Origin of the sequence: Ciceribacter sp. L1K22 (assembly GCF_017599385.1) — a bacterium.
GTDB lineage: Bacteria > Pseudomonadota > Alphaproteobacteria > Rhizobiales > Rhizobiaceae > Allorhizobium.
Map to the genome: position 1 here is coordinate 49,196 of NZ_JAGFPK010000001.1, position 25,591 is coordinate 74,786.

Below are 25,591 nucleotides of genomic sequence, written 5' to 3' on the forward strand. Positions count from 1 at the left end.
TAACGCGCTTAGCTGTGCAGGCCGGGTGCCTCGTGGCCGGTGCGCTCGACATATTCCGTGTAACCACCGCCATACTGATGGATGCCCTCAGGCGTGAGCTCCAGCACCCGATTGGACAGCGCGGCAAGGAAATGCCGGTCGTGTGATACGAAGAGCATCGTACCCTCGAAGGCCGACAGGGCCTTGATCAACATTTCCTTCGTATCGAGATCGAGGTGGTTGGTCGGCTCGTCGAGAACCAGGAAATTCGGCGGGTCGAACAGCATGGCCGCCATCACAAGCCGTGCCTTTTCGCCACCTGAAAGCACCCTGCAACGCTTCTCGACATCGTCACCGGAAAAGCCGAAGCATCCGGAGAGCGCCCGCAGGGGCGCCTGTCCCGCCTTCGGAAAGCGCTCCTCCAGCCATTCCAAGACTGTGCTGTCACCATCCAGCAGGTCCATGGAGTGTTGCGCGAAATAGCCAAGCTTGACGCTCGCACCGATAGTCACGGAACCCTTGTCCGGCTCGGCCGCCCCCGCGACCAGTTTTAGAAGCGTCGACTTGCCCGCACCGTTCACGCCGAGAATGCACCACCGCTCCTTCCGGCGCACCATGAAGTCGAGCCCCTCATAGATCGTGCGGCTGCCATAGGCTTTGTGCACATCCTTGAAGCTGGCGACATCTTCACCGGACCGCGGCGCGGGGAGAAAATCGAATGCCACCGTCTGGCGCCGACGGGGCGGCTCCACCCGCTCGATCTTGTCGAGCTTCTTGACCCTGCTCTGCACCTGCGCCGCATGCGAGGCGCGCGCCTTGAACCGCTCGATGAACTTGAGTTCCTTGGCCAGCATGGCCTGCTGGCGCTCGAACTGCGCCTGTTGCTGCTTCTCGTTTTGCGCCCGCTGGCCCTCGTAGAAGGCGTAATCTCCGGAATAGGAGGTGAGCGATCCACCGTCGATCTCAATGATCTTGGTGACGATCCGGTTCATGAACTCGCGGTCGTGCGACGTCATCAGCAGCGCGCCGTCATAGTTCTTGAGAAAATCCTCGAGCCAGATCAGGCTTTCGAGATCGAGATGGTTGCTGGGCTCGTCCAGCAGCATCACGTCCGGCCGCATCAGCAGGATGCGGGCGAGCGCCACACGCATCTTCCAGCCACCCGAAAGCCGACCGACATCGCCATCCATCATCTCGGGCGAAAACGACAGACCCGCCAGCACCTCGCGCGCACGGCCTTCGAGCCCATACCCGTCGAGCTCCTCGTAGCGCGCCTGTACTTCGCCATAGCGCTCGATGATCGCGTCCATCTCGTCCATGCGGTCCGGATCGGACATCGCCGCTTCGAGTTCGCGAAGCTCCGCCGCGATCTCGCTGACCGGACCGGCGCCATTCATCACCTCGGCCACGGCCGGGCGGCCCGACATTTCACCCACATCCTGATTGAAATAGCCGATAGTGACACCCTTATCGACCGAGACCTGCCCCTCGTCCGGCAGTTCCTCGCCGGTGATCATGCGAAACAGCGTCGTCTTGCCGGCGCCATTGGGTCCGACCAGCCCGATCTTTTCACCACGATTGAGCGCGGCGGACGCTTCGATGTACAGGATGCGGTGACTGTTGGACTTGCTGATATTCTCGATGCGGATCATGGGAACGCCTGCCTGGTTGCGCGTCGCCTATGCCACGCGGGACCGTGAAGGTCGAGGCCTTACATCTCGTCGAGTTATCGGAAAGAGCGGATGCGTCCGCAGCGGTGTCAGCGATTGTCAATGATACGCAGAGGTCTGGAACAGCGTTCATGCTGCTCCAGACATGTTCTTGCCGCCTACAGCGTGAAATAATCCGCCGTCAAAGTGACAGCATCATCCAGATGTATGGCGAAGTCCGCTTTTTTATCACCGTTCACATCAGCGTAGATGTAGGTGTCCGACGCCATCTTCTCGACCCGAACTTCGCCGCCTTTGCCCGTGAAGGCCTTGGCACCGATAAAGGCAAATGCGTTGTTTCCGGCAACCTTGCTGTTGGCATCGATCTGCGAAAGATCGATTTTGTCCCCATCAGCTCTCGAGAAGTCGAAGATCGTATCCCGGCCGGACGCCGTGGTCGTAGAGTCCGAGAGGGCCTTGAACACAAACGTGTCCTTCCCCGCTCCGCCGTAGAGGTCGTCAGCCCCGGCCCCACCGGAAAGAGTATCGTTTCCTGCGCCACCGCTGAGCTTGTCGGCCCCGGCACCGCCCGTGAGAATATCGTTCCCAGAGCCGCCGCTGAGTGAATTGGCGTTTGCGTCGCCGTAGAGCTTGTCGGCATATTTCGACCCGACAAGGTTCTCGATCGAGACGTAAGTATCCCCTTTGGCCTCGCCGGTTCCGCTGATGCCGGCTGCCAAACTGGCTGTGACTCCGCTTGTCGCGTTTGCGTATGACGCCGTGTCACTTCCCGCGCCGCCAGACAGCTTGTCTGCGCCCAGCCCGCCGATCAGGACGTCATTTCCGGCCAGGCCGAACAAAGTGTCCGCATAGGCGGTGCCCGTGATCTTGTCGTTTCCTGATAGCAGTAGCTTCAGACCATCCGTTGCCGTGCCGTCGATAGTGTTGCTTAACGCAACAGCCGAAAGCTTCAGGTCCGTCGCGGCAAACAGAACCTTTCCGTTCGTGACCTGGGTAATCGCATTCACGCTACCGCTTTTGAGACCGACAATCTCTCCGCCGTCCATCTTGTAGGTGAGGCCTGATCCTTTGACTTCCGTATAGTTACGGCTATCTTCAAAAATCTTGAAGCCACTGGATTTCGGCGTGGAGTTGTTGTCGTAGTCAAAAAAGTCCAGCTCTCCGAACTTGCTGAAATCGAAACCCTTTTTTGCTCCTAGCGGACCAAGAGTAATATTTGCCATGTCCATTCCTATATATCTACCGTCATCGGTAATGGACGGTTGGTAGGACATGGCGACTTAATGTCGGCTAAATCGAATAGATTCAACTGTATGCTTTAACTCGTTTTTCCCGGATTTGGCGACCGGCGTCGCAAGGCGATCGCTGCATGCTTCAGGCGGTTAGCCGCACGGCCGATCTGGTCGCAATGGTCCAGGTCCGCGACTATCCTCGATCCTCTCCAAAACGACAACGCGCCAAAAGGCCCTCGGCCGTGCCGAAAGCGCCTCGCACACAAAATCTGGCTATGACACGCGGGACCGCCATTTTCGAAGCAGAGGACCTGAAGCCTTTGCACTCAGGTATCCGAATTTGGCGGAGAGGGTGGGATTCGAACCCACGATACCCTTGCGAGTATGCCGCATTTCGAGTGCGGTGCTTTCGACCACTCAGCCACCTCTCCATTGGATCGCTGAAGGCACCATGGCGGTGCGGAGGGCTTCATAGCGACAGTTTGCATGACTGGCAAGGGCGTCGCATCACGATTTTCATGCTTTCGCCTTGACAGCTTTCCGGCCCTCGCGTATGCGGACGGGCGAATTAGACATGGGCGTACTGTGTCCTGATTTGCCCGCATACTTGCGGGTTTCGCCGACAGGATGAGGACGGTCTTACCGCTACTTTCTCTGTCATCCCGACTGATAAAAAGACGGCCGCCACTCTAGGCAGAGCCGGAACGAACATGAAAGGATAAAAAATGTTCGCAGTCATCAAGACCGGCGGTAAGCAGTACCGCGTAAACGCCAACGACGTGCTGACCATCGAAAAGCTGGAAGCCGACGCTGGTGCAACCATCGAATTCACCGAAGTCCTCGTTGTCGGCGAAGGTGCGGACGCCAAGTTCGGCGCTCCCTTCGTCGCTGGCGCCAAGGTCACGGCCGAAGTTGTCGAACAGACCCGCGGCAAGAAGGTCATCGCCTTCAAGAAGCGCCGTCGCCAGAACTCCAAGCGTTCGCGCGGCCACCGCCAGCACCACACCGTGGTGCGCATCACCGACATCGTCGCCGCCTAAAGCGCACACAGGAACAAGGTTTAAAGGAGAAATCCAATGGCACACAAAAAAGCTGGCGGTTCGTCGCGCAACGGTCGCGATTCTCAGTCCAAGCGCCTTGGCGTGAAGAAGTTCGGCGGCGAGATCGTCATTCCGGGCAACATTATCGTGCGTCAGCGCGGCACCCAGTGGCATCCCGGCGCCAATGTCGGCATGGGCAAGGATCATACCCTCTTTGCGCTCACGGCTGGCAATGTCGACTACCGTACGAAGGCCAACGGTCGAGTGTACGTGTCTGTAATGCCGAAAGCCGAAGCAGCGGAATAAGCCGGTAACGCTCTAAAACAGCCGGCGTCTCATCGACCCGGCTGATGCAGACAGGCTCAGTCTAGAAAACAGGGGAGATGGGGCGCCACCCAACTCCCCTTTTTCTTTGCCTTTTCAACCAGAAGGAGACTGAGACATGCAAAGCGAAATGTTGAGGGACGGGCCATCCAGGCCTCCCGAGGAACGGCTGAGGCCGGATCGGTTACGGAGCGATTGCCCCGTCTTGTTGTCGCAGCGCCTCGTCTTGAGGGCGCCGCACGAGGAAGACATCGACGCCCTTGCCAATCTCGCCAACAACGCCGCCGTCGCGACAATGGTGTCGCGCATGCCGCATCCCTACACGATCAGGGACGCCGCCGATTTCGTGCGACGTACGAAGAATGGCGAGATCGGCAAGTGCGTCTACGCCATTACCAAAGCGGAAAACGGCGAATTCCTCGGTTGCTGCGGTCTCGAGCCCCACGCCAACGATGCCGATACGCTTGAAATCGGCTACTGGCTGGGCGAGCCGTATTGGAACAGGGGTTACGCCACGGAAGCCGCCCACGCGCTTATAGACATGGCGTTCCGCACCCGCGAGATTTTGCAGATCGACGCTCGGTGCCGCGTCACCAACATAGCGTCGAGACGCGTGATCCAGAAGTGCGGCTTTCAGTTCCAGGGATCCGGTATGGCCAGCAGCCTCGCCATGGGCGGCATGATGCCGGTCGAGTGGTACCGCCTCGATCGCAAGACCTGGATGTCGCTCAAGAGCTGGGGAGAAATGCGATGAACGCGATTCTCTCCCCCCTTCTCCGGGGACCGGGGCCCTGCCCGACCGTCCATACGAAACGGCTTGTGCTCCGCCCGCACCGGACGTCCGATGCCGACGCCATTGCCGAATCGCTTGGCGACTTCGAGGTGGCGCGCATGCTGTCGCGGGTGCCGCTGCCATACGATCGGCAGGATGCGCTCGACGGGCTTGCCACCGCGGCATCGACGTCCCTGCCCGGCTGGAACCTCGCCATCACCACCGGCGACGACGTGCATATTGGCGTCGTGGCGATCGAGCTACGGCACGGGCAATGGCACTTGGGCTACTGGCTGAACCGCTATTTTTGGGGCCGGGGCTTCATGAGCGAGGCCGCATCCGCAGTGGTCGAGCGGTTCTTCCGTCGCATGCCGGACGAAATGCTGCACTCCGGGGCCTTCGCCGACAATGGCGCGTCGCTCAGGATTCAGGACAGACTCGGCTTTGCGATCACGGGCCGGGGTGACCTCTACTCGCGGTCGCGCGGTGCGATGGCGCCACACATCACCACGCGTCTAGGTCAGCCGGAGTTCCGTCCGATCCTAGCCGCGTGACATCGGTGACGGCACGTCAACGGCGTGCCGTCACCAGTCGATATCGACATGCACCGGAAAATGATCGGAGCCGACGGCATCGACATCGACGAGAGCATCCACCAATTTTGGCGCCAGGCCCGGGCTGAGAAAGCAGTAGTCGAGATGTTTGCGTTCGGCGTGGTTTCTGTGATCGATCCAGCTGTAGCTTGCGGGCGTCAGCTTGCCGGCCCTTGCCAGCGCGTCGACGACCTGTCCATGACGCGCCGGGCGTCCGTAGAAATAGTCCTCGAGCCCCACCATCTCGATGTACTCCGGCGAATCCGGCACCATGTTGAAATCTCCCATGATGACGAAATCCTCAGGCAGCGGGACTTCGTCCAAGCCGAACTCCGCCGCGCCGGTCAGAGCCCCTCCTTCGGCGACGAAGTCGAAAGCCCTGTCCTTCAGGTAACGGATCTGGGCAATTCTCTCGCTCGGCGAGACGTGATCCAGGTGAACGGAATAGATGCGGATCGGACCGCCGGGCGCGGCGATCACCGCTTCGCTCGCGGCACGCTGCAGGTTGAGCTTATCGTAGGTGCGGACCCGCGGAAGGAGCAGCATCCGGTTCGCCAGGATCGGCCATCGGGACAGGATCATGTTGCCGAACTGGGCGCGGCGGTCGACGAACCGGTCGGCTATGCGTTCATAAGAGCGGTGAACGTCGCATGCAGGCCCGTACACCCAGTGAAAATCCGGCAACAGCGCGGTGATCTGCTCGATGAGGTCGACGCCGCCATTGCTCGGCCAGTTTCGCGTCACCTCCTGCAACGCGATCACGTCCGCGTCCTTGATGTTTTCGATGATCCGCTTTGGGTCGAAGATGCCGTCGAGACCGACGCCAAACTGAATGTTGTAACTTGCGAACTTCACGATACTCTTTGACCTCTGGGGCATCCGGCTATATCGATGGCGCCGATCGGCGCGCACCCTGACACAGAATTGACGGCAGCAGAATGAAATTTCTCGATGAAGCAAAAGTCTATATCCGCTCGGGCGATGGTGGCGCTGGCTCCGTCTCGTTCCGGCGCGAGAAGTTCGTCGAGTTCGGCGGTCCGGACGGCGGTGACGGCGGCCGCGGCGGTGATGTCTGGGTGGAGGCCGTCAACGGGCTGAACACGCTCATCGACTTCCGCTTCCAGCAGCATTTCAAGGCGAAGACCGGCATGCACGGCATGGGCCGTAACCGCACAGGGGCAAACGGCACGGATGTGACGCTGAAGGTTCCGGTCGGCACGCAGATCTTCGAGGAAGACAACGACACGCTCATCGTCGACCTGACCGAAGAAGGCCAGCGCTTCCGTCTCGCCAAAGGCGGCAATGGCGGCTTCGGCAATGCCTATTTCAAGTCCTCCACCAACCAGGCGCCGAACTGGGCCAATCCGGGCCTCGAGGGCGAGGAAAAGACCATCTGGCTTCGGCTGAAACTGATCGCCGATGCCGGGCTCGTCGGACTCCCGAACGCCGGCAAGTCGACCTTCCTGGCAACCGTGACCCGCGCACGGCCGAAGATCGCCAACTACCCCTTCACCACGCTGCATCCGAACCTCGGCGTGGCAACCGTCGACGGCAGGGAATTCATCCTCGCCGACATTCCGGGTCTGATCGAAGGTGCCCATGAGGGTGTCGGTATTGGCGACCGCTTTCTCGGTCATGTCGAGCGCACCCGCGTGCTCCTGCATCTGGTTTCGGCCCAGGAAGAAAATGTCGGCAAGGCCTACAAGACCGTGAAGCACGAGCTTGAGGCCTATGGCAACGGGCTGGAAGAGAAGCCGACGCTGGTCGCCCTTTCGCAGATCGACGTCCTCGACAAGGACGAGCTCAAGAAGAAGGCGAAGGAACTGAAGAAGGCCAGCGGCCAGGAACCCTTCCTGTTGTCCGCCGTCACTGGCGCTGGCATGACCGACGCCCTTCGCGCCTTGCGCGACGTTATCGTCTCCGACGGCGGAGGGCTCGACGACGAGCTTCCCGAGCGCACGCGCAAGCCCCGCCACCGCGACCTCCACGACGACGATGGAGACTACGACGAATGACCGTGGATCGCAAATTGCTGTCGACCTACCGCCGCATCGTCATCAAGATCGGCTCCGCCCTCCTCGTTGACCGAAGCACCGGTCTGAAGAAGGCCTGGCTCGACGCGATCTGCGATGACATTGCCGCGTTACGCTCAAAAGGAGTCGAGGTACTGGTCGTATCGTCGGGCGCCATCGCTCTCGGACGAACCGTCCTGTCCATGCCAAAGGGCGCTTTGAAGCTGGAGGAAAGCCAGGCGGCGGCGGCTGTCGGCCAGATCGCCCTTGCGCGCCACTGGTCGGAAAGCCTTTCGCGGCATGACATCGTCGCAGGCCAGATCCTGTTGACGCTCGGCGATACCGAGGAACGCCGGCGCTACCTGAATGCCCGCGCGACCTTGCAGCAATTGTCGAAGATCGGCGCGATCCCGATCATCAACGAGAACGACACGGTGGCGACGACGGAGATTCGCTACGGTGATAATGATCGCCTTGCGGCGAGGGTCGCGACGATGGCGGGGGCCGACCTTTTGGTGCTCCTGTCCGACATTGACGGACTCTACACCGCCCCGCCTCATATCGATCCGGCAGCACGTTTCCTGGAGACAATCCACGAGATCACGCCTGATATAGAGGCCATGGCCGGCGGCGCCGCCTCCGAACTGTCGCGTGGCGGCATGCGTACGAAGATCGACGCGGGCAAGATCGCGACCGGTGCGGGCTGCGCCATGATCATCGCATCCGGAAAGATGGTGAACCCGCTCTCGGCCATCGAAAACGGCGCGCGCCATTCCTGGTTCGCGCCATCAGCGATGCCTGTGACCGCACGCAAGACCTGGATCGCCGGACAGTTGCAGCCGGCTGGCGCCATCCATGTGGATGCCGGCGCGGAAATGGCGCTTTCTGCCGGCAAGAGCCTTCTGCCCGCCGGTGTACGTTCTGTCACCGGACAGTTCAGCCGCGGCGACACGATCGCGGTCATCGGCGGAGAGGGTCGCGAGATTGCTCGTGGCCTTGCCGGGTACGACGCGGAGGACGCGCGCAAGATCGCCGGCCGGAAATCGGCGGAGATCGCGGAAATTCTGGGCTATGCCGGCCGCACCGCGATGATTCATCGCGATGACCTCGTCATGACCGAACCCACCCACAAGCGTCAGGGCGGGAGACTGAAGGAGGATGCAGCGCATGCTTGATCGGAGTGATACCGAGAAGCGGTCCGTCGAAGAACTCATGCTGGAGATAGGACGAAAGGCACGCGCGGCCGCCCGTCCACTCGCGATCGCTTCGACGGAGCAGAAAAACGCCGCGCTGCATGCCATGGCGGACGCAATCCTCGCGGCTGAAGGCAACATACTCGCAGCGAACTCACGAGACCTGGAAAATGCAAAGACTTCTGGTGTCGCTACCTCGTTCATCGACCGCCTGACGCTAACGCCCGATCGTGTTCGATCGATCGCCCAATCCATGCGCGAGATCGCCGATCTTCCTGATCCGGTTGGCTCCCTGATCGCCGAATGGGACCGCCCGAACGGACTTCATATCGAACGCGTCCGCACGCCTCTGGGCGTCATCGGCGTTATCTACGAAAGCCGGCCGAACGTCACCGCCGATGCCGGCGCCCTGTGTCTGAAGGCTGGCAATGCCGTCATCCTGCGCGGCGGTTCCGATTCCGCCCATTCCTCGCGGGCGATCCATTCATGCCTTGTCGAGGGCCTGCACAAAGCCGGCCTCCCGGCAGAAGCAATCCAGCTCGTGCCGGTCACCGATCGCTCCGCCGTCGGCGCCATGCTCGGCGGTCTTGACGGTGCGATCGACGTGATTGTGCCACGTGGTGGAAAGAGCCTCGTGGCCCGTGTCCAGGCGGAGGCACGTGTGCCGGTCTTTGCGCATCTGGAAGGCCTCTGCCACGTCTACGTCGACAAGTCGGCGGAACTCGACATGGCGCGCGCGATTGTCGTGAATGCCAAGATGCGCCGCACCGGCATCTGCGGGGCAGCCGAGACGCTGCTGGTCGACAGGGCGGCCGTGAAGACGCATCTGCTACCCCTGCTGGAGGCGCTGAAGGCCGCCGGATGCGAGATCCGCGCATCCCGTTCCGTCCTTGATCTGGCGCCCGGATTCAATCCGGCAACCGAGGACGACTGGCGCACCGAATATCTGGACGCGATCATCGCCGTCGACCTGGTCGACGGTATCGGCGGCGCCATCGAACACATCATCAGATATTCATCGAACCACACGGAGGCAGTCATCGCGGAAGATCCGATGGTTGTCGAACGCTTCTTCAACGAAATCGACTCCGCCATTCTTCTACACAACGCCTCTACGCAGTTCGCCGATGGCGGCGAGTTCGGCATGGGCGCGGAGATTGGCATCGCCACCGGCAAGATGCACGCTCGTGGTCCCGTCGGCGTCGAGCAGCTGACTTCTTTCAAGTACAGGGTGCGCGGCAACGGGCAGATCCGGGCCTGACGTGACCGAAGCAGAAATCCCCGCGTCCTATCTGAAGATGCCACATGCCGAACGGGGCATGGTGGTGGGGTTGTTCGGCGGCTCGTTTAACCCGCCGCACCAGGGCCACGCGCTCGTCGCGGAGATAGCTCTGCGTCGCCTTGGGCTAGATCAACTGTGGTGGATCGTAACGCCCGGTAACCCGTTGAAGAGCCGCGCCGCCCTCGCGCCCCTTGGCGAACGGCTGGCCCTCAGCGAGGGTTTGGCAAAAGATCCCCGCATCAAGGTAACAGCGTTCGAAAAAAACCTTGGAACGAGCTATACGGCGAGCACTCTGGCCACTGTGAAGGCGCGAAACCCGCATGTCCGGTTCATCTGGGTAATGGGCGCGGACAACCTGAAGGGCTTTCATCAATGGCAGCACTGGCAGAGGATCGCCAACACCTTCCCGATCGCCGTTATCGATCGCCCGGGCTCCACACTGTCATATCTCTCCTCGAAGATGGCACGCACCTTCGATTTCGCCCGCATCGACGAGGAAGACGCCGGCGTGCTCTGGAAGAAACCTGCGCCCGCGTGGACATTCATTCATGGCCCCCGCTCTACGTTGAGCTCGACGGCGCTCCGGCAGCAACGATGAACCGTACGGACCGTTGCAATTCGCAATGGTTTCAACCCGGCATCTTGAAACATTAACACAACGATGCCACCTTTCATAAGCGAGCCATCGAATGGAATCGCGAAGTGCTGTTCTGTGAAGGAAAGGGAAAACTCTGACGACAGTGCACACGAAGGGAAAGACCTCCAGGGTCGTCCCGAAAAGCCCGGAACGCGGTGCTGATGCCGCCTCCCGCGCGCTTGAACTGGTCCTCGCAAGCCTCGAGGACTCCAAGGCAGAAGACATCGTCACCATCGACATCGCCGGTAAATCCGCTCTCGGAGACTTCATGGTCGTCGTCTCCGGTCGGTCAAGCAGGCATGTGTCAGCGATCTGCGACCACCTGATTACCGATCTGAAGGATGAAGGTTTCGGCTCCGCCAGGGTCGAAGGCCTTGAGACCGGCGACTGGGTGCTGATCGACACCGGTGACATTATCGTGCATGTGTTCCGACCCGAGATACGAGAGTTCTACAACATCGAAAGGATGTGGGCGGCTCCCGATATCGAGGAAGGCACCTTGCATTGATCGATGGCCGCTGGCAGCGGCCTGACAAACCGGACCCGTATGCCTCGGCGCCGCTCGGCGGCGGGGTGAGTGTCGGGTTGAATGGAGAGCGCGCATGCGCATTGGTATTCTGGCGGTCGGCAAACTGAAGGCCGGGCCGGAAAAGGAACTTGCGGCGCGTTATTTCGACCGGTTTGCAAAGGCTGGGCCTGCTATCGGTCTGGAGCTCGGACGCCTCATGGAGCTGCCGGAAAGCCGGGCTTCGGCCTCTGACGGCAGGAAACGCGAGGAAGCTGCCCTTCTGGAGAAGGCGGCACCCGAGGGGGCGGTTCTTGTTGCCCTCGACGAGCGCGGCAAGGCCTGGAACAGCCAGGAACTCTCTACCTATATCGGCAATATCAGGGACCAGGGGCAGCGCGACCTGGTGTTTGTCATCGGCGGTGCGGATGGTCTCGATCCAGACCTGCGCCAGCGGGCCGGGCTGATTCTCAATCTGGGGCGTCTCACCTGGCCGCATCAATTGGTGCGCATCTTGATCGCCGAGCAGCTGTACCGCTGCGTCACGATCCTCTCGGGCCATCCCTACCACCGGGCATGACCGGTCCCGACAAGCAGAGATATCAGACGCGGTGGCGGCCTTTGTTTCGCCGGAGTGCGAACCTGTATTGCGTCATCGGCGCAATATGCGGCAATTGGCGTATGAACCAGCGATTCGGGAGCTCGGGGAAAACCCGTCTCGCCGGCGGCGTGCTGATGGCACTGCTGCTGGGCGGTGCGTCGTCGGTGGCCCAGCAGCCGCCAACACCGGCTGCCACAACCTCTCCCGCGACTGCCTCTATCCCCGGCCCCGACGCGCCGGCCGCAGTCGATCCGACGGACACTCTTCAGAAAAAACGCGAAGAGGTCGCCAGGGAGTTGAAGCAGCTTTCCGACACGATGGAGCTTTCAGCGACAAAGTCTACGGAACTTGAGCAGAAGATCGCCGCGCTCGACAAGACCTCCGAGACCCTGCGAACCGCCCTGATCGAATCGGCGGCGCGCCGAAAGGAGCTCGAGAGGCAGGTAGCAGAGAGCGAGGAAAAGCTCGCCGGCTATCGGGTCAGGGAGGACGAGATCAGGCTTTCGTTCCGCGAAAGGCGCGCCGTGCTTGCCGAAGTGCTCGCGGCGCTGCAGCGCATGGGACGCAACCCGCCGCCGGCCCTGCTTGTGACGCCAGAGGACGCACTATCGTCGGTTCGCACGGCAATCCTTCTCGGCGCGGTTGTTCCTGGCATCCGTCAGGAGACCGAAAGACTTGCGGGAGACCTGCAGGAACTGGTCAACCTGCGCAAGAGCGTCGACGAAGAAAAGACGGCCTATCTTGCCACCATGACCAACAGGCAGGAGGAGGAGCGCCGCATGGATCTCCTGCTGGCCGAAAACGACCGTCTGGCGAAAATCAACGCGGCGGAGTTGGAACGGCAGCGCCGCCGCTCGGAAGAACTTGCCGCCAAGGCAACGGGTCTGGAAGGACTGATCACGTCCCTCGAGAGCGAGATCGCCTCAGTACGCGACGCCATGCGGAAGGCGAGGGACGAGGAGGAGCGCCTTCGAACAGAGGCCGAGACACAGGGACGTGATTCCGGACAGCAGACCCTGCCCGACAAAAACCGCATTACGCCCGCATATCTTTTTTCCGAATTGCAAGGCAAACTGGAACTGCCGGCGACGGGCGAGGTACTGCGCCGTTTCGGCGATCCTGACGGCACCGGACACGAAGCCAGGGGCATGGTCGTAGCGTCCATGCCGGGGGCGGTCGTGACGGCACCTGCGGATGCCTGGGTTGTATTCGCCGGCGAGTTCCGTAGCTATGGACAGATGGTGATTCTGAATGCGGGCGACGGCTACCATATTGTGCTGTCCGGCATGGATCGGGTGAACACGCGCCAGGGAAGTTTCGTGCTCTCGGGCGAGCCCTTGGCCACCATGGGCGAAAAAAGAGTGGCAAGCGCAACGGCATTGGCGCTGGAAACGGACCGGCCGACGCTTTACATTGAATTCCGCAAAGACGGAGTACCGGTTGATTCACGCCCATGGTGGGCCGAGAAAGACGCTGGAAAGGCAGGGAATGATACCTAGAGTTTCTTTTGTCCTCATCGGCGCCCTCATGGGCGCGACGGCGATGAGCCTCGTTTATTCGGCTGGAATTCCGGCCCAGGCCGCCGGCGCTTCCACCTATCGGGAGCTGTCGATCTTCGGTGACGTCTTTGAGCGCGTGCGCGCGCAGTACGTGACCGCACCTGACGAAGGCAAGCTCGTTGAAAATGCCATCAACGGCATGCTCACTTCGCTCGATCCGCATTCGAGCTATCTGAATCCGGAAGCCGCCGCCGACATGCAGACCCAGACAAAGGGCGAGTTCGGCGGCATCGGCATCGAAGTGACGATGGAAAACGAGCTGGTCAAGGTGATCGCGCCTATCGACGACACACCCGGGTCGCGCGCCGGCATCCTTGCAGGCGACTTCATCTCCGAGATCAACGGCGAACAGGTTCAGGGCCTGAGCCTGCAGCAGGCCGTTGAGAAGATGCGCGGCGCCGTCGGAACGCCGATCAAGCTGACCATCCTTCGCCAGGGTGCCGACAAGCCGATCGACATTTCCGTCACCAGAGAGATCATCGCCGTTCGTGCGGTCAAGTCGCGCGTCGAAGGCGATGTTGGCTACGTTCGTGTCATCTCCTTCACCGAGAAGACCTATGACGACCTCGAGGCAGCGATCAACAAGATAAAGGCCGAGGTCCCCGCCGACAAGCTGAAGGGCTATGTTCTCGATCTTCGCCTCAATCCGGGTGGGCTGCTCGATCAGGCCATCTACGTATCGGATGCATTCCTGGAGCGCGGCGAAGTCGTTTCGACCCGTAGCCGCAATCCCGACGACACGCGCCGCTTCAATGCCACCGCCGGAGACATAACCGACGGCAAGCCTGTCATCGTCCTCGTGAACGGAGGCTCCGCCTCGGCGTCGGAAATCGTGGCGGGTGCCCTTCAGGATCTGCGGCGTGCGACGGTTCTCGGGACCCGTTCGTTCGGCAAGGGCTCGGTTCAGACGATCATACCGATGGGCGACCGCGGTTCTCTCCGGCTGACGACGGCGCTCTATTACACGCCGTCGGGCAAGTCGATCCAGGGCACCGGCATCGAGCCGGACATCAAGGTCGAGCAGCCGCTTCCAGAGGAGCTGCAGGGCCGGGTCCGCAGTGAGGGCGAGTCTGCATTGCCGGGTCATATCCAGGGCCAGAACGAGACCGACGAAGGGTCGGGTTCCATCGCCTATGTTCCGGAAGAACCGAAGGACGACGTCCAGCTGAACTATGCGCTTGATCTCTTGCGCGGGAACAAGACCGATCCGTCCTTCCCGCCCGACCCGAACAAGCCGGTCGCGTCCAAGTGATGACGTCTGGGGAAAACCAGATGAAGATGGATGAGGGAAGCTGAGGCTTGGGCTCCGACCTCCACCGTCCGTTGGGTCAGGATATCAAGGGCCGCCGCAAATCTCGCGGCGGCCTCTTTCGTCGCGTTGGCGGTATCGCAACGGTGATGACGATAACGGCGGCCTCCCTCTATGTGTCGGTGAGCCCGCTTCCTCTGCAGGATCCACCGGTTTCCGTATCGCAGGTTTCAAACCCCGTTGACGTGGCCGCGCGTGGATCGACCTCCACCACGCCATCGCAACCGCCCTCGGGGATCGCCACGGCGCGACCGGATTCGGCCGCCAACGTCACGCGCCAAACCATGCCCGACGGCAGTGTCGTCACAACCTACTCCCCTCGGCCACGCGATGGCGGCGGACCCGTTCTCATCGACGCGCAGCGCATCGGACAGGACCCACGCGCCGCAACCATGCCGAACGAACTTCTCCTCGAAGACAGCTCCTACGGCCGCCTTCCGACCGTAGGTCCCGATGGCCTGCGTCCGGTCGAACAATATGCCCGGCCCTGGTCCGGCGCGCGCGGCACCCGTATCGCGATCGTCATCGGAGGACTGGGCCTGAGCCAGACCGGCACGCAATATGCCATTCGCGAACTGCCGGAAGAGGTGACGCTTGGATTTGCCTCAACCGGCAACAGCCTGCAGAGATGGATGCAGGAGGCCCGCCGCGCCGGCCACGAGATCATCCTGCAGGTTCCCATGGAGCCCTTTGATTACCCGGCTAACAACCCGGGTCGCGGCACCTTGCTGTCGTCGAATTCCGAGAAGCAGAACCTGGCAAACCTGCGTGAAGCCATGGCGCTGATCACGAACTACACGGGCGTCATGAACTACATGGGCGGTCGCTTTCTCTCCGACGCGGACGCGATCGAACCCGTGATGCGGGAGATAACGAACCGGGGACTGCTTTTCCTCGATGACGGCACCTCCGCAAGCTCGCTCGCGGGCGAATTCGCCAAGGCGCTGTCGACGCCGCATGCTTTCGTCGATCTGCAAATCGATCAACAGATCGACGAGGCGTCGATCTTGAAGCGGCTGGATGATGCCGAGCGCATTGCCAGACGCAACGGGTTTGCCGTGGTGCTCGGCTCCGCCTTCGAGGAAACGGTGCGCGCTGTGGCGAAATGGAGCGACGAAGCGCGGCTGCGCGGTATAGAACTCGTGGGAGTGTCCGCCATTGCACTGGAGAACCAGCCATAAAGTCCGAAACGACGCATAAAGACCGACCGAAACTGCGGGCCGAAGACCTGCCATACCGCCCCTGCGTCGGGATCATGGTGCTCAACCGCGAGGGCCTGGTCTGGGCGGGGCGGCGGATTCCGGACGGCAACTCGGAATATGACGGCTCCCCGAAGCTCTGGCAGATGCCGCAAGGTGGGATAGACGAGGGGGAGGACCCTTTCGCCGCCGCGACCCGGGAACTCTATGAGGAGACCGGCATGCGCTCGGTCACTCTTCTGGCCGAAGCCGGGCGATGGATAAACTACGATCTGCCACCAGAACTGATCGGGATCGGCTTAAAGGGACGCTATCGCGGACAGACGCAGCGCTGGTTTGCCTTCCGCTTCGACGGCGACGAAAGCGAAATCGCGATCAACCCGCCGCCCGGAGGCCATGAAGCGGAATTCGATACCTGGGCCTGGAAACCGATGCGCGAACTGCCGGACCTGATCGTACCGTTCAAGCGGGCCGTCTATGACGCGGTCGTTGCCGAATTCAGCCACCTGGCTGACTGATCCGGGACCGACGGAAGAGCCGAGAGCTGCTTTGCAAGGTCGTCCAATAAGACAAACAAAAAGCCGCGGCATAACCGCGGCTTTGCTACGTCGCCGAAGGCTGGGCGCTGTTATTCGGCCTGGTCGGCCGAGTCGGCATTGAGCAAGCCGTACTTCTCTTCGCCGAGCTTCGACAGCAATTCGAGCTGCGTTTCGAGGAAGTCGATATGACCTTCTTCGTCGATCAGCAGTTCCTCGAACAGCTTCATCGACACATAGTCGCCGGCGTCGTGACAGATATCGCGGGATTTCTTGTAGGCGGTGCGGGCATCGTATTCGCCGGCGAGATCGGCCTCCAGCACTTCCTTGACGTTCTGGCCGATGCGCAGCGGAGCGACCGTCTGCAGGTTCGGATGACCTTCAAGGAAGATGATGCGACCAACCAGCTTGTCGGCGTGCTGCATCTCCTCGATCGACTCGGCGCGCTCCTTCTTCGCAAGCTTGGTGTAGCCCCAGTCTTCCAGCAGGCGATAATGCAGCCAGTATTGGTTCACCGCGCCCAGTTCGAGAAACAGGGCCTCGTTCAAACGCTCGATTACCTTCGGATCACCCTTCATGGCCTCGTCTTCTCCTTGGTGTGTTCACCGGATGCATGGTCGCAACCAGTCTTTAGAATTATTATAAACTACACTACGTGATTTTTTTGGCAGCGTAAATCCGGTTTTGCCAGTCGCTGGTTCGTCACGCAGTTTTCCCCATGGCAAGCACCGGATCAAGCCGGCCTGCGCAAGGAGTGATCCTTGATACTTGGAAATGGCGAAGAGAAGGAGGTTGCGAATACACAAGATGCGAGGATTGCCGGATCGATGTCGTGAAAAGTCGCGCGATATCGGGCAACGGCAGGAGTCGATGTCGGTCCCGACAATCAGGCGATGCGCCCCATTTTCTGGCGGCGCTCGGCCAGGTGGGCCTGCTGCTCCTCATGAAACCGTTTTAGGCGCTCGATGAAATCGACGACGTTCGCGTCATCGGAGCGACGCTGCACATGATAGTCTTCGGTGGTCTGGATGATCAGATCGACAACGTTCGGGAAGCATCCGCAGCAACGGCCGCGCTTGCCCATCGCATGATAGACTTTGGCGGGGACGATCAGCTGCCAACAGTCCTCATCGAGCAATTCGGTGATGACGGACCTGATCTCTTTGTCGGTAATGTAGTTGCAGCTGCAGACCAGCATCGACAAGCCTATCGGCAAACATGAGTTTAGACCTCCCCTTTTTGTATATCCGGATGAGCTTTGTCAAGAAAATTTCCGGGCTGCCGATGCGGCTCAATGGAAGTTTCGCCCCTTGGGCATCACCTGAACCGCTTCGCGCACCGCCTCGTTCCGGGCATGTTTTTTCTGCCGCTGGTCCACCGGCGGCCTGAGCGCTTCGTCGGCGCGATCGGTGCCGGCAAATCGCCTCTGCTCGCGTTTGAGAACCGCAAGACGCGCGCTCATGTCCTCAAGATGGGTGGCGACAACGTGGATGACACCATCCTGCTTTTGCAGCCGGCCGTGGACGGCGACGAGACGCGCGCCCATCACCACGGGCCGATATTTCTGGAAGATTTTGGGCCAGACGATCGCATTCGCAACGCCGGTCTCATCTTCCAGCGTCATGAAGATCACGCCCTTGGCCGAGCCCGGCTGCTGGCGCACCAGAACGAGACCGGCGATTTTTATCCTGCGGCCATCGGGGACATCCCGGAGCCGGTTGCTGGGCGTGATGCCAAGGGCGGTCATGTCGGACCGCATGAAGGAAACCGGATGAGCCTTGAGGGACAAGGTGAGCGTCCGGTAATCGTTCAGCACATGCTCCTGGACCGGCATGACCGGCAGGCTCACGCTCGCTTCGCGCTGCCATTCCCCACCTGTCATGAGGGAGGAAAACAGCGGCATCGCCTCGCTGGCCCGACTCGTCTCAAGCGCCTTCACCTGCCAAAGGGCCGCGCGGCGATCGAGACCCATCGAGCGAAACGCATCCGCATCGGCCAGCTTTTCGATTGTCGCACGGTCGAGACCGGACCGCTCCCAGAGATCGCGCACCGAGACATAAGGCCCGGTCTCGCGCCGCAAAACCAGCCTGTCGATGTCCGCCTCCGAAAGACCCTTGACCAGCGAAAAGCCGAGACGGACGGCATGTCGGCTTTTCATGATGCCGATCATGCCTGCATGACGTCTCTCGACGGCTTCCCGCCTGATACCGGTACCCTCGGTGCTCCCCAGCACCTCCAGCGTCGAGTTCCAGCAGGACGAGTTCACGTCGACCGGCCGGACCTCCACCCCATGCTCGCGCGCATCCCTGACGAGCTGGGCCGGCGCGTAAAATCCCATCGGCTGCGAATTCAGGATCGCCGCGCAGAACACATCGGGATAGAAGGCCTTGAACCAGCAGGACACATAAACCAGGAGAGCGAAGGAGGCGGCATGGCTTTCCGGAAAGCCGTATTCGCCGAAACCTTCGATCTGGCTGAAACAGCGCTCGGCGAAATCGCGCTCATATCCCTTCGACAGCATCCCGTTGACGAAACGGTCCTTGAAGTCGGCGACTTGTCCGGTGCGCCGGAACGTCGCCATCGCGCGCCGCAGCCGGTCAGCCTCCGCCGGCGTAAATCCGGCCGCCGTGATCGCGATCTGCATCGCCTGTTCCTGGAACAGCGGCACACCGAGCGTACGTTGCAGAACTGGTATCAGCTCGTCATTCGGATAGGTGGGTAAGCGCCTATGCTCGCGCAATTCCTGCCGGCGTTTTAGATAAGGATGGACCATATCACCTTGGATCGGACCCGGCCGGACGATCGCCACCTCGATCACGAGATCGTAGAACTCTCGCGGCTGCAATCGCGGCAGCATGCTCATCTGCGCCCGGCTTTCGATCTGGAACACGCCGAGCGTATCGGCCCGGCAGATCATATCGTAGACCTCATCCCGCTGGTCCTTAATGACCGAAGCGAGCGTCATCCGGCGATCGTAGTGAACCTCCAGTAACTTCAGGGCCCGCGCCAGACAGCTCAGCATGCCGAGCGCCAGAACGTCGACCTTGAGGATCTTCAGGGTATCGAGATCGTCCTTGTCCCACTCGATCATGTAACGGCCATCCGCCGTGTTCATGATCGGCACGATCTCGTCCAGCCGGTCCCGCGTCATGACGAACCCGCCGACATGCTGCGACAGATGCCGCGGAAAACGCTGTAACAGGCTGCCATATTCCATGACGCGCTTCGTTGTCTTGTCCGACGCATCGAGCCCGGCCGACTTGATCTGGTCCTCTCCAAGCGCCGCCTGCGACCATCCCCAGATCGAACCCGCCATGGCCGATTGCACATCCTCGGAAAGCCCGAAGGCCTTCGCCACTTCCCGGCCGGCAGACCGCGCCCGGTAACAGATCACCGCCGCTGTCAGCGCCGCATGCTCGCGGCCATAGGTCCGGTAGATGAACTGGATCACCTCCTCGCGCCTTTCATGCTCGAAATCCACGTCGATGTCCGGCGGCTCCTCCCGCTCGGTCGAGAGGAACCGGTCGAACAGCAATGTCGTCGTTTCCGGATTCACGTCGGTGATGCGAAGGCAGAAGCAGACGGCCGAATTGGCCGCCGACCCCCGCCCCTGGCAGAGGATGCCTTCCGCCCGCGCATGCTGCATGATCTTGTAGACGGTCAGGAAGTAGGGCTCGTACGCCTTGCGCGAGATCAGGTCGAGTTCGTACTCGATGAGATTCCTGACCTTCTCAGGTATGCCTTCGGGGCCCGCAAATCGTTCCGCCGCCCCCTCATAGGCAAGTCGCCGCAAGGTTAGGCTCGGAGGCTCGCCCTCAACGCTTTCGTCAGGATATTGATGCCTGCTCAGTTCATCGAGCGAGAAGTTGAGACGATTGAAGAACGCGGCCGTCCGGGCGATCGCCTCGGGATAGTCGGACAACATGGGTTGCAACTCCTCCGCCGTCTTCAGATGCCTCTCGGCATTGGGAGCAAGCCTGAAGCCGGCATCCGCGACCGTCACATGCTCGCGGATGGCGGTCATGACATCGGACAGCGGCTTGCGGTCCGGCAGGTGATAGGCCGGCAGGTTGGTGGCGATCAAAGGCATGCTCTGCCGTTCCGCAAGACGGGAAATTTCTAGGAAGCACTGCCGGTCGAGGCCGTTGTAAAGGGGGGCAAGGGCCATATGCAGCCGCTCCCCGAAACAGAGGCGGAGCCCTGTCAGCCGCTCCTCGAAATCCGCGCTCCTGACATCGTCGATCGCATCCGGCGGCAGGACCACGGCCAGCAGGTCTTCGTTCCATTGCTGAAGATCCGCTTCGTAAAGAGTGCAGGCGCCCTTTTCGGAACGCAGGTTTCCGGCGCTCAGCAGCCGGCACAGATTGCCCCAGCCCCGACGGTTCATCGGATAGACGAGAAGGTCCGGCGTACCATCGGAAAAAACGAGACGCGCACCCGGTTGATACGGATAGGGTTTCGTCCTCCTGTCCGGCCTGGCCTTGGCGGCGGCATGCATCCGCACCACGCCGGCCACCGTATTGCGATCGGCAAGCCCGAGACCGGCTATCCCCAGGGCTTCGGCCGCCAGAACCATTTCTTCGGGATGGGACGCGCCACGTAAAAACGAAAAATTGCTTTGCGCGCCAATCTCGAAAAAACCGGGCGTCATGCGAATATGCCTTGCATGAACCAGCCGGGGTCGGTCGCCCCGCGTTCGTAAAGCCCTTGCCGATAGATCCAGTAGCGACGACCCTCGGCGTCCTCGACCCGGAAATAATCGCGTTCCGAGGTGTTGGCGTCCTCGAGCCACCATTCCGGCGTCAGGCGTTCGGGACCTTCGGAGCGCACGACGCGGTGACGTATCCGGCGCCACTGGAAACTCGCCGGCGGTCCATGCGGAATTTCCGCCAGAACGGTGACGGGTTCGGCTCTCGAAAGCAGCCTCAGCGGGCGTTCGAGACGGGCGGGAGCGTCGACAGGGGATCCGACGCTCTGAACATGATCCGTCAGCGACACGGCCCCGCTGGCTCGCTCGGGCCAGTGACTGGCAAGCGAAACCGGAACCTTGAGACAACCCGGACCAAGCCTTGCCGACACCAGATCGATGAAGTCAGAAAGGGAATCGTTCGGCGCGCTTTGCTCCGTCGACAGTTGCGGCATGCCGTCCCGAAAGGCCTCGCTTGCCAGAACATTGAGGCGAACGAGCTCGAAGCCGAAGCCGGCATCCATGTCGTCAGCGGCCACCTCGAGCCTTTCCCTGTAAAGGGCTGCGATGCGTTTCGGCTCGCGCAGCGGCGCTGCGGTACCCACCTCGATCCGGAAGACACGTCCGTCGACGCGGAACAACAGAAGCTCGAAAAGCCGCCCTCCCTCGCCGCGAGCCTCCAGCCCGGGCTTCAGGCCCGCCGCCAGTCCCTCCGCCAGATCGAGGATCATGTCACGATCACGGATCGGCTCGACCAGATGTCGTTCGACCGACAGCATCGCGAGCGGTCGTCTGGGCGATATGGGTTCCCCAACCCGGCCCAACGCCTGGTCGAGACGCAGGAGAACGGCGGCACCGAAGCGGCGCGCCAGCGGCGCGCGCGGCAGGTCGATGAGGTCGCCGATCTGCTTCAGGCCCATGCGGGCCAGGCCCGCCACCACCTCGCCGTCGAGCCTGAGGCTCGCGACCGGCAGCGACGTCAATGCCGCCTGTGTGTCCTGCGGTTCGACCACACGGACAGCGCCAAACCGCGAGAGAGCCCATGACAGGCCGGCGGTGGACGAAATCGCTCCCTTCGCGTCAAGCCCCATCGACCTCAGTCGCGCAAGAACATCGTCCAGCATTTTCGCCTCGCCGCCGAAGAGGTGGGCGCAGCCCGTGATATCCAGCAACAGGCCGTCCCTGCCATCGAGCGCCACCAGCGGCGTATACCGGTCGCACCAGTTGGCCAGGGCATCCAGCAGCCGCTGATCCGCCTCCGCATCGGCTTCGGATACGTCGAGATCCGGCCGGATCGCCCTTGCCTCGGCCAATCCCTGGCCGACGCGCAAACCGATGCCTTCGGCAAGCGTGTCGATGGCGGTCAGTTGCCTGGCGTTACCGACCTGTCCCGAGCAAACGATCGGAGGCGCGTCAGGACGCCCGGTCGAGCGCCAGGAGGCGCCCCATTTCCCCCTGGCGATCCGGTCGGTCGCCAGCCGCGGAAAGCTGATCGACAGGATGCGGCGATCGCTGGAAGACAGCGGATGGCAGGTAGGCAAGGCGACGTTCATGGCTGCTCCACTCCAGTAGAAATTCGGAAAAGATAGCCGATCGGCTCTTTTCCACGGTCAGTCGAAAGAGAGGGTTGCCGAGGGCCATCGGCATCGGCTGTTCAAGCCCAGTGCGGATCGCCGAAGGTGCGGCTTCCACGCGCAGCCGCAGCGAGGCGCTCGACGCCTCCTCCTCGCCAGCCTGGCGCATCAGAAGCAGCGTCCCTCCGGCACTCCGTGCCTTGAGGCCGAGGCGTCGACTTTCCGTCAGGCCGAATTGCCGGACATTGCCGTGCACCTCGAGAATGACGGTCGCAAAAGCGCCGCAGGCCAGCGCTTCGTCGGCAAACCACAGCGCATCCTCGATCCGTCTGGGCAGGGCGTAAACCAGCTCACCGCGGCGATGCCCGAAATCGTCCAGTCCCGGCGCGTAAGGCAGACCCGCCTCTCGCGCCACATGACGGTCGCCGATCAGAAGGATCTTGCCATCAGGCCTCACCGAACGACAGCATGACAGCGCCAATGCAAACCCACTCGCCGCCCCAGCATCCGCCAGGCGGGCGCTTCGGATTTCGATAAAGGCGCCGCCCTGCTCCACCTCCTCCATGATCATCGACAGGGGATCGCCCGACTGTCCCGCCGCACCGCGCTTAGCTTGGACCAGGAGGGCGTCATCGCCGTCCCGCATCGCCACCTCGCGCGCCATTTGGGCCGGCTTGCCCTCGATCCGGGCAACCGCTTCACGAAGCGCAAAAAGGGTCTCTCGCGTCATGGCACGCTCTGCCATGGCGTTCACTCCTGTCGGTTTGTTCTCTATATGTTCCTATGGATTCCAGAGCTCTCTAAAAGAGTCAACTGCCGAAAATGTGAAATTATTCCTTGACCTGATTCTTCACTCGTAAAGATCGGGCAAAAAGCCTATATGAGGCGCCAGAAGGAGTTTGCATGGCGCGTATAGACCACACGTCGGACTGGCGGGAACGTCACGCCCCGACGATCAGCACGTTCGAATCCCTAGCGATCGAGGCCTATGGCCACTTGCCGGAGGAATTCCGTGCGTTGACGACGGATCTGATCATAGAGATCGCCGATTTTCCGACGGACGACGTGTTCGAGGACATGGCCCTCGAAACCCCGTTTGACCTGCTTGGTCTGTTCGAGGGACGAGGCATTTCGGAACGCTTCACCATGGAAACCGGCGAGATGCCCAATCGCATCACGCTCTATCGGCGTCCTATCCTCGACTACTGGGCCGAGAACGAGGAAACGCTGGGCGACATCATCACCCACGTCCTCATCCACGAGATCGGCCATCATTTCGGCCTGTCGGACGACGACATGGAGCGGATAGAGGAAAGCGCCGAGCAGGCGGCCGCCGAACGATAGGATAGACTGTCCGCCGGGGCCTTCATCGCATCCGGGAAAGCTTACTGCTCGCCCAGTTTCATGCTCGGATCGTAATCCTTGCCGTGAACCGTCTTCACCACGGCCTGCCCGCAATAGAGACGGTTTTCGGCCGCATTGAACGTATGCTGCGGCGAACCGTGCAGTTCCCAGCCCTTGTTCAGCGCATCGGTGACGCGATGGCAGAAGGATGCGTCATCCGGACCGGTCAGGAAGCGATAGAGTTTCATTGTTCGGTGCCTTTTCTGTCATTGATGAGAGCGGCCTTCATCACAACCCGCTCGGCCTGTTCGAGATGGAGGCGCTCGATCATGCGTCCGCCGCTGTTGATGACGTTGAGTCCGGCGGCGGCCGGATCGGCAAAGGCGGCGACGATCATCCGCGCCTCGTCGAGGTCCTGGTCCGTCGGCCCGAACGCGGCGTTGGCAGCGGCGATCTGCGCCGGATGAATGAGCATCTTGCCATCGAAGCCCATGGCGCGCCCCTGGGCGCATTCCCGGGCATAGGCATCGAGATCGTGAAAATCGTTGTAGACGCTGTCGATAATCTCGATTCCGTAGGCCCGGCCGGCCAGAATCACCTGCATGAGCCAGGGCACGAGATAGGTTCTTTGCGGATCCGGAAGAACCCCGGTCTCCTTGCGCAGATCGTTCAGCCCCACCACGAAGCATTCCAGTCGTCCGCCCGCGGTTCGGCCGTATTTCGCGATCGCGGCGGCGTTGAGAATGCCGTGCGGCGTCTCCATCATCGCCCAGATCTTCAGGCTATCCGGCACATCCGCTTCCGCCAGCAGATCCGCCACCGTCTGCACGTCTTCGGGCTCGTTGACCTTGGGAAGCAGAACCGCATCGGGCTTCAAGGCAACGACAGCCGCCATGTCGGCGTCGAAGAAAGGGCTGTCGGCGGCATTCACCCGGATGACGGTTTCCCGTTTTTCGGGCAAACCCTGGGTGAAGAAGCCGCGCAAATTGTCGCGGGCTTCCGCCTTCCTGTCCGGCGCGACGGAGTCCTCCAGATCGAGGATCACCCCATCGCAATCCAGGCCCCTGCTCTTGTCCAGCGCCCGCATATTGATCGCCGGCACGCTCAACAGGGAGCGGCGCAATCGGATGGGATGGGGGCGGTCGGTGGCGAACATGTCCTTCTTCTGCCAAGCTTGTGATGCCGGTGCAAGCCGCTTGTCGGGCAAAAACCCTTGCAATCATGGCCGACAGGGGCCACTTTAGTGGGCGTGAAAGGAATCCGCACAATGAACAATCTTCGCTCCATAGCCCTTGCAGCAGGCGGAATCGTCATTCTGGCTCTCGCGGCCGCATTCACCCTGTCGCTGACCCTCGTGCTCGGAGCCGTCCTGACGGCCGTCATCGGCATTCGCATGCTGGCGCTACGCTTCAGGGAAGCACGGGTTCCCGTACGGGCCAAGTCCGGCAAGACCGATATGCGCGTGTGGAACGACGGTCGCGGCACGATCATCGACCTCTGATCGCAATCGTCCTGGCAGCAGGGACACGATCTCCTTGGCGGA

General features: G+C 61.5%; 26 protein-coding genes and 1 tRNA gene. 16 read left to right on the forward strand and 11 right to left on the reverse strand.

The annotated features are described in order from the left end of the window. Positions 1–8: 8 nt before the first annotated feature. The 3 genes from abc-f to J5J09_RS00215 form a co-directional block, all read right to left on the reverse strand. Complete coding sequence (gene abc-f / locus J5J09_RS00205; RefSeq protein ID WP_208547721.1) at positions 9–1,631, reverse strand: ribosomal protection-like ABC-F family protein; 1,623 nt, start codon at positions 1,629–1,631, stop codon at positions 9–11. Positions 1,632–1,807: 176 nt separating this feature from the next. After that, positions 1,808–2,872, reverse strand: a complete 1,065-nt coding sequence (locus tag J5J09_RS22930; protein WP_281436197.1) for a calcium-binding protein — start codon at positions 2,870–2,872, stop codon at positions 1,808–1,810. A 350-nt stretch (positions 2,873–3,222) separates the two neighbouring features. Beyond that, positions 3,223–3,312 (reverse strand) — tRNA-Ser (locus tag J5J09_RS00215). Positions 3,313–3,606: 294 nt separating this feature from the next. On the opposite strand from J5J09_RS00215, the gene rplU reads away from it, so the two are divergent. The 4 genes from rplU (at position 3,607) to J5J09_RS00235 (ending at position 5,571) form a co-directional block, all read left to right on the forward strand. Beyond that, positions 3,607–3,921: a 50S ribosomal protein L21 gene (gene rplU, locus J5J09_RS00220; protein WP_208547723.1), complete on the forward strand. Its 315-nt coding sequence runs from the start codon at positions 3,607–3,609 to the stop codon at positions 3,919–3,921. Positions 3,922–3,957: 36 nt separating this feature from the next. Further along, complete coding sequence (rpmA, locus tag J5J09_RS00225; RefSeq protein WP_208547724.1) at positions 3,958–4,227, forward strand: 50S ribosomal protein L27; 270 nt, start codon at positions 3,958–3,960, stop codon at positions 4,225–4,227. Between the two features lie 136 nt (positions 4,228–4,363). Further along, positions 4,364–4,999 (forward strand): GNAT family protein, encoded by a 636-nt coding sequence (locus J5J09_RS00230; protein WP_208547725.1) that lies wholly within the window; start codon positions 4,364–4,366, stop codon positions 4,997–4,999. Further along, complete coding sequence (locus J5J09_RS00235; RefSeq protein WP_208547726.1) at positions 4,996–5,571, forward strand: GNAT family N-acetyltransferase; 576 nt, start codon at positions 4,996–4,998, stop codon at positions 5,569–5,571. The genes J5J09_RS00230 and J5J09_RS00235 overlap by 4 nt, the downstream gene beginning before the upstream one ends. 30 nt (positions 5,572–5,601) lie before the next feature. Here the strand turns inward: J5J09_RS00235 and J5J09_RS00240 are convergent, their stop codons facing one another. Further along, the gene (locus tag J5J09_RS00240) at positions 5,602–6,465 is read right to left on the reverse strand and encodes an endonuclease/exonuclease/phosphatase family protein (protein WP_208547727.1); all 864 of its coding nucleotides are present in this window, start codon (positions 6,463–6,465) and stop codon (positions 5,602–5,604) included. Positions 6,466–6,548: 83 nt separating this feature from the next. Here J5J09_RS00240 and obgE point away from each other — a divergent pair, with 83 nt between their 5' ends. The 10 genes from obgE (at position 6,549) to J5J09_RS00290 (ending at position 16,425) form a co-directional block, all read left to right on the forward strand. Further along, positions 6,549–7,625 (forward strand): GTPase ObgE, encoded by a 1,077-nt coding sequence (obgE, locus tag J5J09_RS00245; RefSeq protein WP_208547728.1) that lies wholly within the window; start codon positions 6,549–6,551, stop codon positions 7,623–7,625. Continuing rightward, a complete protein-coding gene (gene proB, locus J5J09_RS00250) occupies positions 7,622–8,797 on the forward strand; it encodes a glutamate 5-kinase (protein WP_208547729.1) in 1,176 nt (391 codons plus the stop codon). The genes obgE and proB overlap by 4 nt, the downstream gene beginning before the upstream one ends. Further along, positions 8,790–10,076 (forward strand): glutamate-5-semialdehyde dehydrogenase, encoded by a 1,287-nt coding sequence (locus tag J5J09_RS00255; protein ID WP_208547730.1) that lies wholly within the window; start codon positions 8,790–8,792, stop codon positions 10,074–10,076. Before proB ends, J5J09_RS00255 begins: the two co-directional genes overlap by 8 nt. 37 nt (positions 10,077–10,113) lie before the next feature. Next, positions 10,114–10,695 (forward strand): nicotinate-nucleotide adenylyltransferase, encoded by a 582-nt coding sequence (locus tag J5J09_RS00260; RefSeq protein ID WP_208552925.1) that lies wholly within the window; start codon positions 10,114–10,116, stop codon positions 10,693–10,695. A 133-nt stretch (positions 10,696–10,828) separates the two neighbouring features. Beyond that, positions 10,829–11,242 (forward strand): ribosome silencing factor, encoded by a 414-nt coding sequence (gene rsfS, locus J5J09_RS00265; RefSeq protein WP_208552927.1) that lies wholly within the window; start codon positions 10,829–10,831, stop codon positions 11,240–11,242. Positions 11,243–11,336: 94 nt separating this feature from the next. Then, on the forward strand, positions 11,337–11,819 hold the full coding sequence (rlmH, locus tag J5J09_RS00270; RefSeq protein ID WP_208547731.1) for a 23S rRNA (pseudouridine(1915)-N(3))-methyltransferase RlmH: 483 nt from the start codon (positions 11,337–11,339) through the stop codon (positions 11,817–11,819). Between the two features lie 101 nt (positions 11,820–11,920). After that, positions 11,921–13,339, forward strand: a complete 1,419-nt coding sequence (locus tag J5J09_RS00275; protein WP_208547732.1) for a murein hydrolase activator EnvC — start codon at positions 11,921–11,923, stop codon at positions 13,337–13,339. Further along, complete coding sequence (locus tag J5J09_RS00280) at positions 13,329–14,651, forward strand: S41 family peptidase (protein WP_208547733.1); 1,323 nt, start codon at positions 13,329–13,331, stop codon at positions 14,649–14,651. The genes J5J09_RS00275 and J5J09_RS00280 overlap by 11 nt, the downstream gene beginning before the upstream one ends. Positions 14,652–14,698: 47 nt before the next feature. Next, positions 14,699–15,889 (forward strand): divergent polysaccharide deacetylase family protein, encoded by a 1,191-nt coding sequence (locus J5J09_RS00285; RefSeq protein WP_208547734.1) that lies wholly within the window; start codon positions 14,699–14,701, stop codon positions 15,887–15,889. 32 nt (positions 15,890–15,921) lie between these two features. After that, complete coding sequence (locus J5J09_RS00290; protein WP_281436262.1) at positions 15,922–16,425, forward strand: RNA pyrophosphohydrolase; 504 nt, start codon at positions 15,922–15,924, stop codon at positions 16,423–16,425. 110 nt (positions 16,426–16,535) lie between these two features. Here the strand turns inward: J5J09_RS00290 and bfr are convergent, their stop codons facing one another. From bfr to J5J09_RS22730, 5 genes are all read right to left on the reverse strand, one after another. After that, positions 16,536–17,021, reverse strand: a complete 486-nt coding sequence (gene bfr / locus J5J09_RS00295) for a bacterioferritin (RefSeq protein ID WP_208547736.1) — start codon at positions 17,019–17,021, stop codon at positions 16,536–16,538. A 308-nt stretch (positions 17,022–17,329) separates the two neighbouring features. Further along, complete coding sequence (locus tag J5J09_RS00300; protein WP_208552929.1) at positions 17,330–17,641, reverse strand: (2Fe-2S)-binding protein; 312 nt, start codon at positions 17,639–17,641, stop codon at positions 17,330–17,332. A gap of 93 nt (positions 17,642–17,734) precedes the next feature. Beyond that, on the reverse strand, positions 17,735–21,094 hold the full coding sequence (locus J5J09_RS00305; RefSeq protein WP_208547737.1) for an error-prone DNA polymerase: 3,360 nt from the start codon (positions 21,092–21,094) through the stop codon (positions 17,735–17,737). After that, positions 21,091–22,653, reverse strand: a complete 1,563-nt coding sequence (locus J5J09_RS00310) for a DNA polymerase Y family protein (protein ID WP_246745871.1) — start codon at positions 22,651–22,653, stop codon at positions 21,091–21,093. Before J5J09_RS00310 ends, J5J09_RS00305 begins: the two co-directional genes overlap by 4 nt. Then, positions 22,544–23,449 carry a hypothetical protein gene (locus J5J09_RS22730; protein ID WP_246745758.1) on the reverse strand — a complete coding sequence of 302 codons (906 nt, stop codon included), beginning with the start codon at positions 23,447–23,449 and terminating at the stop codon, positions 22,544–22,546. Before J5J09_RS22730 ends, J5J09_RS00310 begins: the two co-directional genes overlap by 110 nt. Positions 23,450–23,607: 158 nt before the next feature. Here J5J09_RS22730 and J5J09_RS00315 point away from each other — a divergent pair, with 158 nt between their 5' ends. After that, positions 23,608–24,048, forward strand: a complete 441-nt coding sequence (locus tag J5J09_RS00315; RefSeq protein WP_208547739.1) for a metallopeptidase family protein — start codon at positions 23,608–23,610, stop codon at positions 24,046–24,048. A 41-nt stretch (positions 24,049–24,089) separates the two neighbouring features. Here the strand turns inward: J5J09_RS00315 and J5J09_RS00320 are convergent, their stop codons facing one another. Both J5J09_RS00320 and J5J09_RS00325 read right to left on the reverse strand, forming a co-directional pair. Further along, the gene (locus J5J09_RS00320; protein WP_208547740.1) at positions 24,090–24,296 is read right to left on the reverse strand and encodes a DUF1737 domain-containing protein; all 207 of its coding nucleotides are present in this window, start codon (positions 24,294–24,296) and stop codon (positions 24,090–24,092) included. Then, entirely contained in the window at positions 24,293–25,204 is a 912-nt protein-coding gene (locus J5J09_RS00325) for a CoA ester lyase (protein WP_208547741.1), read from the reverse strand. Before J5J09_RS00325 ends, J5J09_RS00320 begins: the two co-directional genes overlap by 4 nt. Positions 25,205–25,315: 111 nt before the next feature. Between J5J09_RS00325 and J5J09_RS00330 the strand changes: the two genes are divergently transcribed. Further along, a complete protein-coding gene (locus J5J09_RS00330; protein WP_208547742.1) occupies positions 25,316–25,549 on the forward strand; it encodes a hypothetical protein in 234 nt (77 codons plus the stop codon). The last annotated feature ends 42 nt before the right edge of the window (positions 25,550–25,591 follow it).

Excerpts from the sequence above, each read along its gene's own strand:
- abc-f (WP_208547721.1), bottom strand. The coding sequence starts at position 1,631 with ATGATCCGCATCGAGAATATCAGCAAGTCCAACAGTCACCGCATCCTG.
- J5J09_RS22930 (WP_281436197.1), bottom strand. The coding sequence starts at position 2,872 with ATGGCAAATATTACTCTTGGTCCGCTAGGAGCAAAAAAGGGTTTCGAT.
- rplU (WP_208547723.1), top strand. The coding sequence starts at position 3,607 with ATGTTCGCAGTCATCAAGACCGGCGGTAAGCAGTACCGCGTAAACGCC.
- rpmA (WP_208547724.1), top strand. The coding sequence starts at position 3,958 with ATGGCACACAAAAAAGCTGGCGGTTCGTCGCGCAACGGTCGCGATTCT.
- J5J09_RS00230 (WP_208547725.1), top strand. The coding sequence starts at position 4,364 with ATGCAAAGCGAAATGTTGAGGGACGGGCCATCCAGGCCTCCCGAGGAA.
- J5J09_RS00235 (WP_208547726.1), top strand. The coding sequence starts at position 4,996 with ATGAACGCGATTCTCTCCCCCCTTCTCCGGGGACCGGGGCCCTGCCCG.
- obgE (WP_208547728.1), top strand. The coding sequence starts at position 6,549 with ATGAAATTTCTCGATGAAGCAAAAGTCTATATCCGCTCGGGCGATGGT.
- proB (WP_208547729.1), top strand. The coding sequence starts at position 7,622 with ATGACCGTGGATCGCAAATTGCTGTCGACCTACCGCCGCATCGTCATC.
- J5J09_RS00255 (WP_208547730.1), top strand. The coding sequence starts at position 8,790 with ATGCTTGATCGGAGTGATACCGAGAAGCGGTCCGTCGAAGAACTCATG.
- J5J09_RS00260 (WP_208552925.1), top strand. The coding sequence starts at position 10,114 with ATGCCACATGCCGAACGGGGCATGGTGGTGGGGTTGTTCGGCGGCTCG.
- rlmH (WP_208547731.1), top strand. The coding sequence starts at position 11,337 with ATGCGCATTGGTATTCTGGCGGTCGGCAAACTGAAGGCCGGGCCGGAA.
- J5J09_RS00275 (WP_208547732.1), top strand. The coding sequence starts at position 11,921 with ATGAACCAGCGATTCGGGAGCTCGGGGAAAACCCGTCTCGCCGGCGGC.
- J5J09_RS00280 (WP_208547733.1), top strand. The coding sequence starts at position 13,329 with ATGATACCTAGAGTTTCTTTTGTCCTCATCGGCGCCCTCATGGGCGCG.
- bfr (WP_208547736.1), bottom strand. The coding sequence starts at position 17,021 with ATGAAGGGTGATCCGAAGGTAATCGAGCGTTTGAACGAGGCCCTGTTT.
- J5J09_RS00300 (WP_208552929.1), bottom strand. The coding sequence starts at position 17,641 with ATGCTGGTCTGCAGCTGCAACTACATTACCGACAAAGAGATCAGGTCC.
- J5J09_RS00305 (WP_208547737.1), bottom strand. The coding sequence starts at position 21,094 with ATGACGCCCGGTTTTTTCGAGATTGGCGCGCAAAGCAATTTTTCGTTT.
- J5J09_RS22730 (WP_246745758.1), bottom strand. The coding sequence starts at position 23,449 with ATGGCAGAGCGTGCCATGACGCGAGAGACCCTTTTTGCGCTTCGTGAA.
- J5J09_RS00315 (WP_208547739.1), top strand. The coding sequence starts at position 23,608 with ATGGCGCGTATAGACCACACGTCGGACTGGCGGGAACGTCACGCCCCG.
- J5J09_RS00320 (WP_208547740.1), bottom strand. The coding sequence starts at position 24,296 with ATGAAACTCTATCGCTTCCTGACCGGTCCGGATGACGCATCCTTCTGC.
- J5J09_RS00325 (WP_208547741.1), bottom strand. The coding sequence starts at position 25,204 with ATGTTCGCCACCGACCGCCCCCATCCCATCCGATTGCGCCGCTCCCTG.
- J5J09_RS00330 (WP_208547742.1), top strand. The coding sequence starts at position 25,316 with ATGAACAATCTTCGCTCCATAGCCCTTGCAGCAGGCGGAATCGTCATT.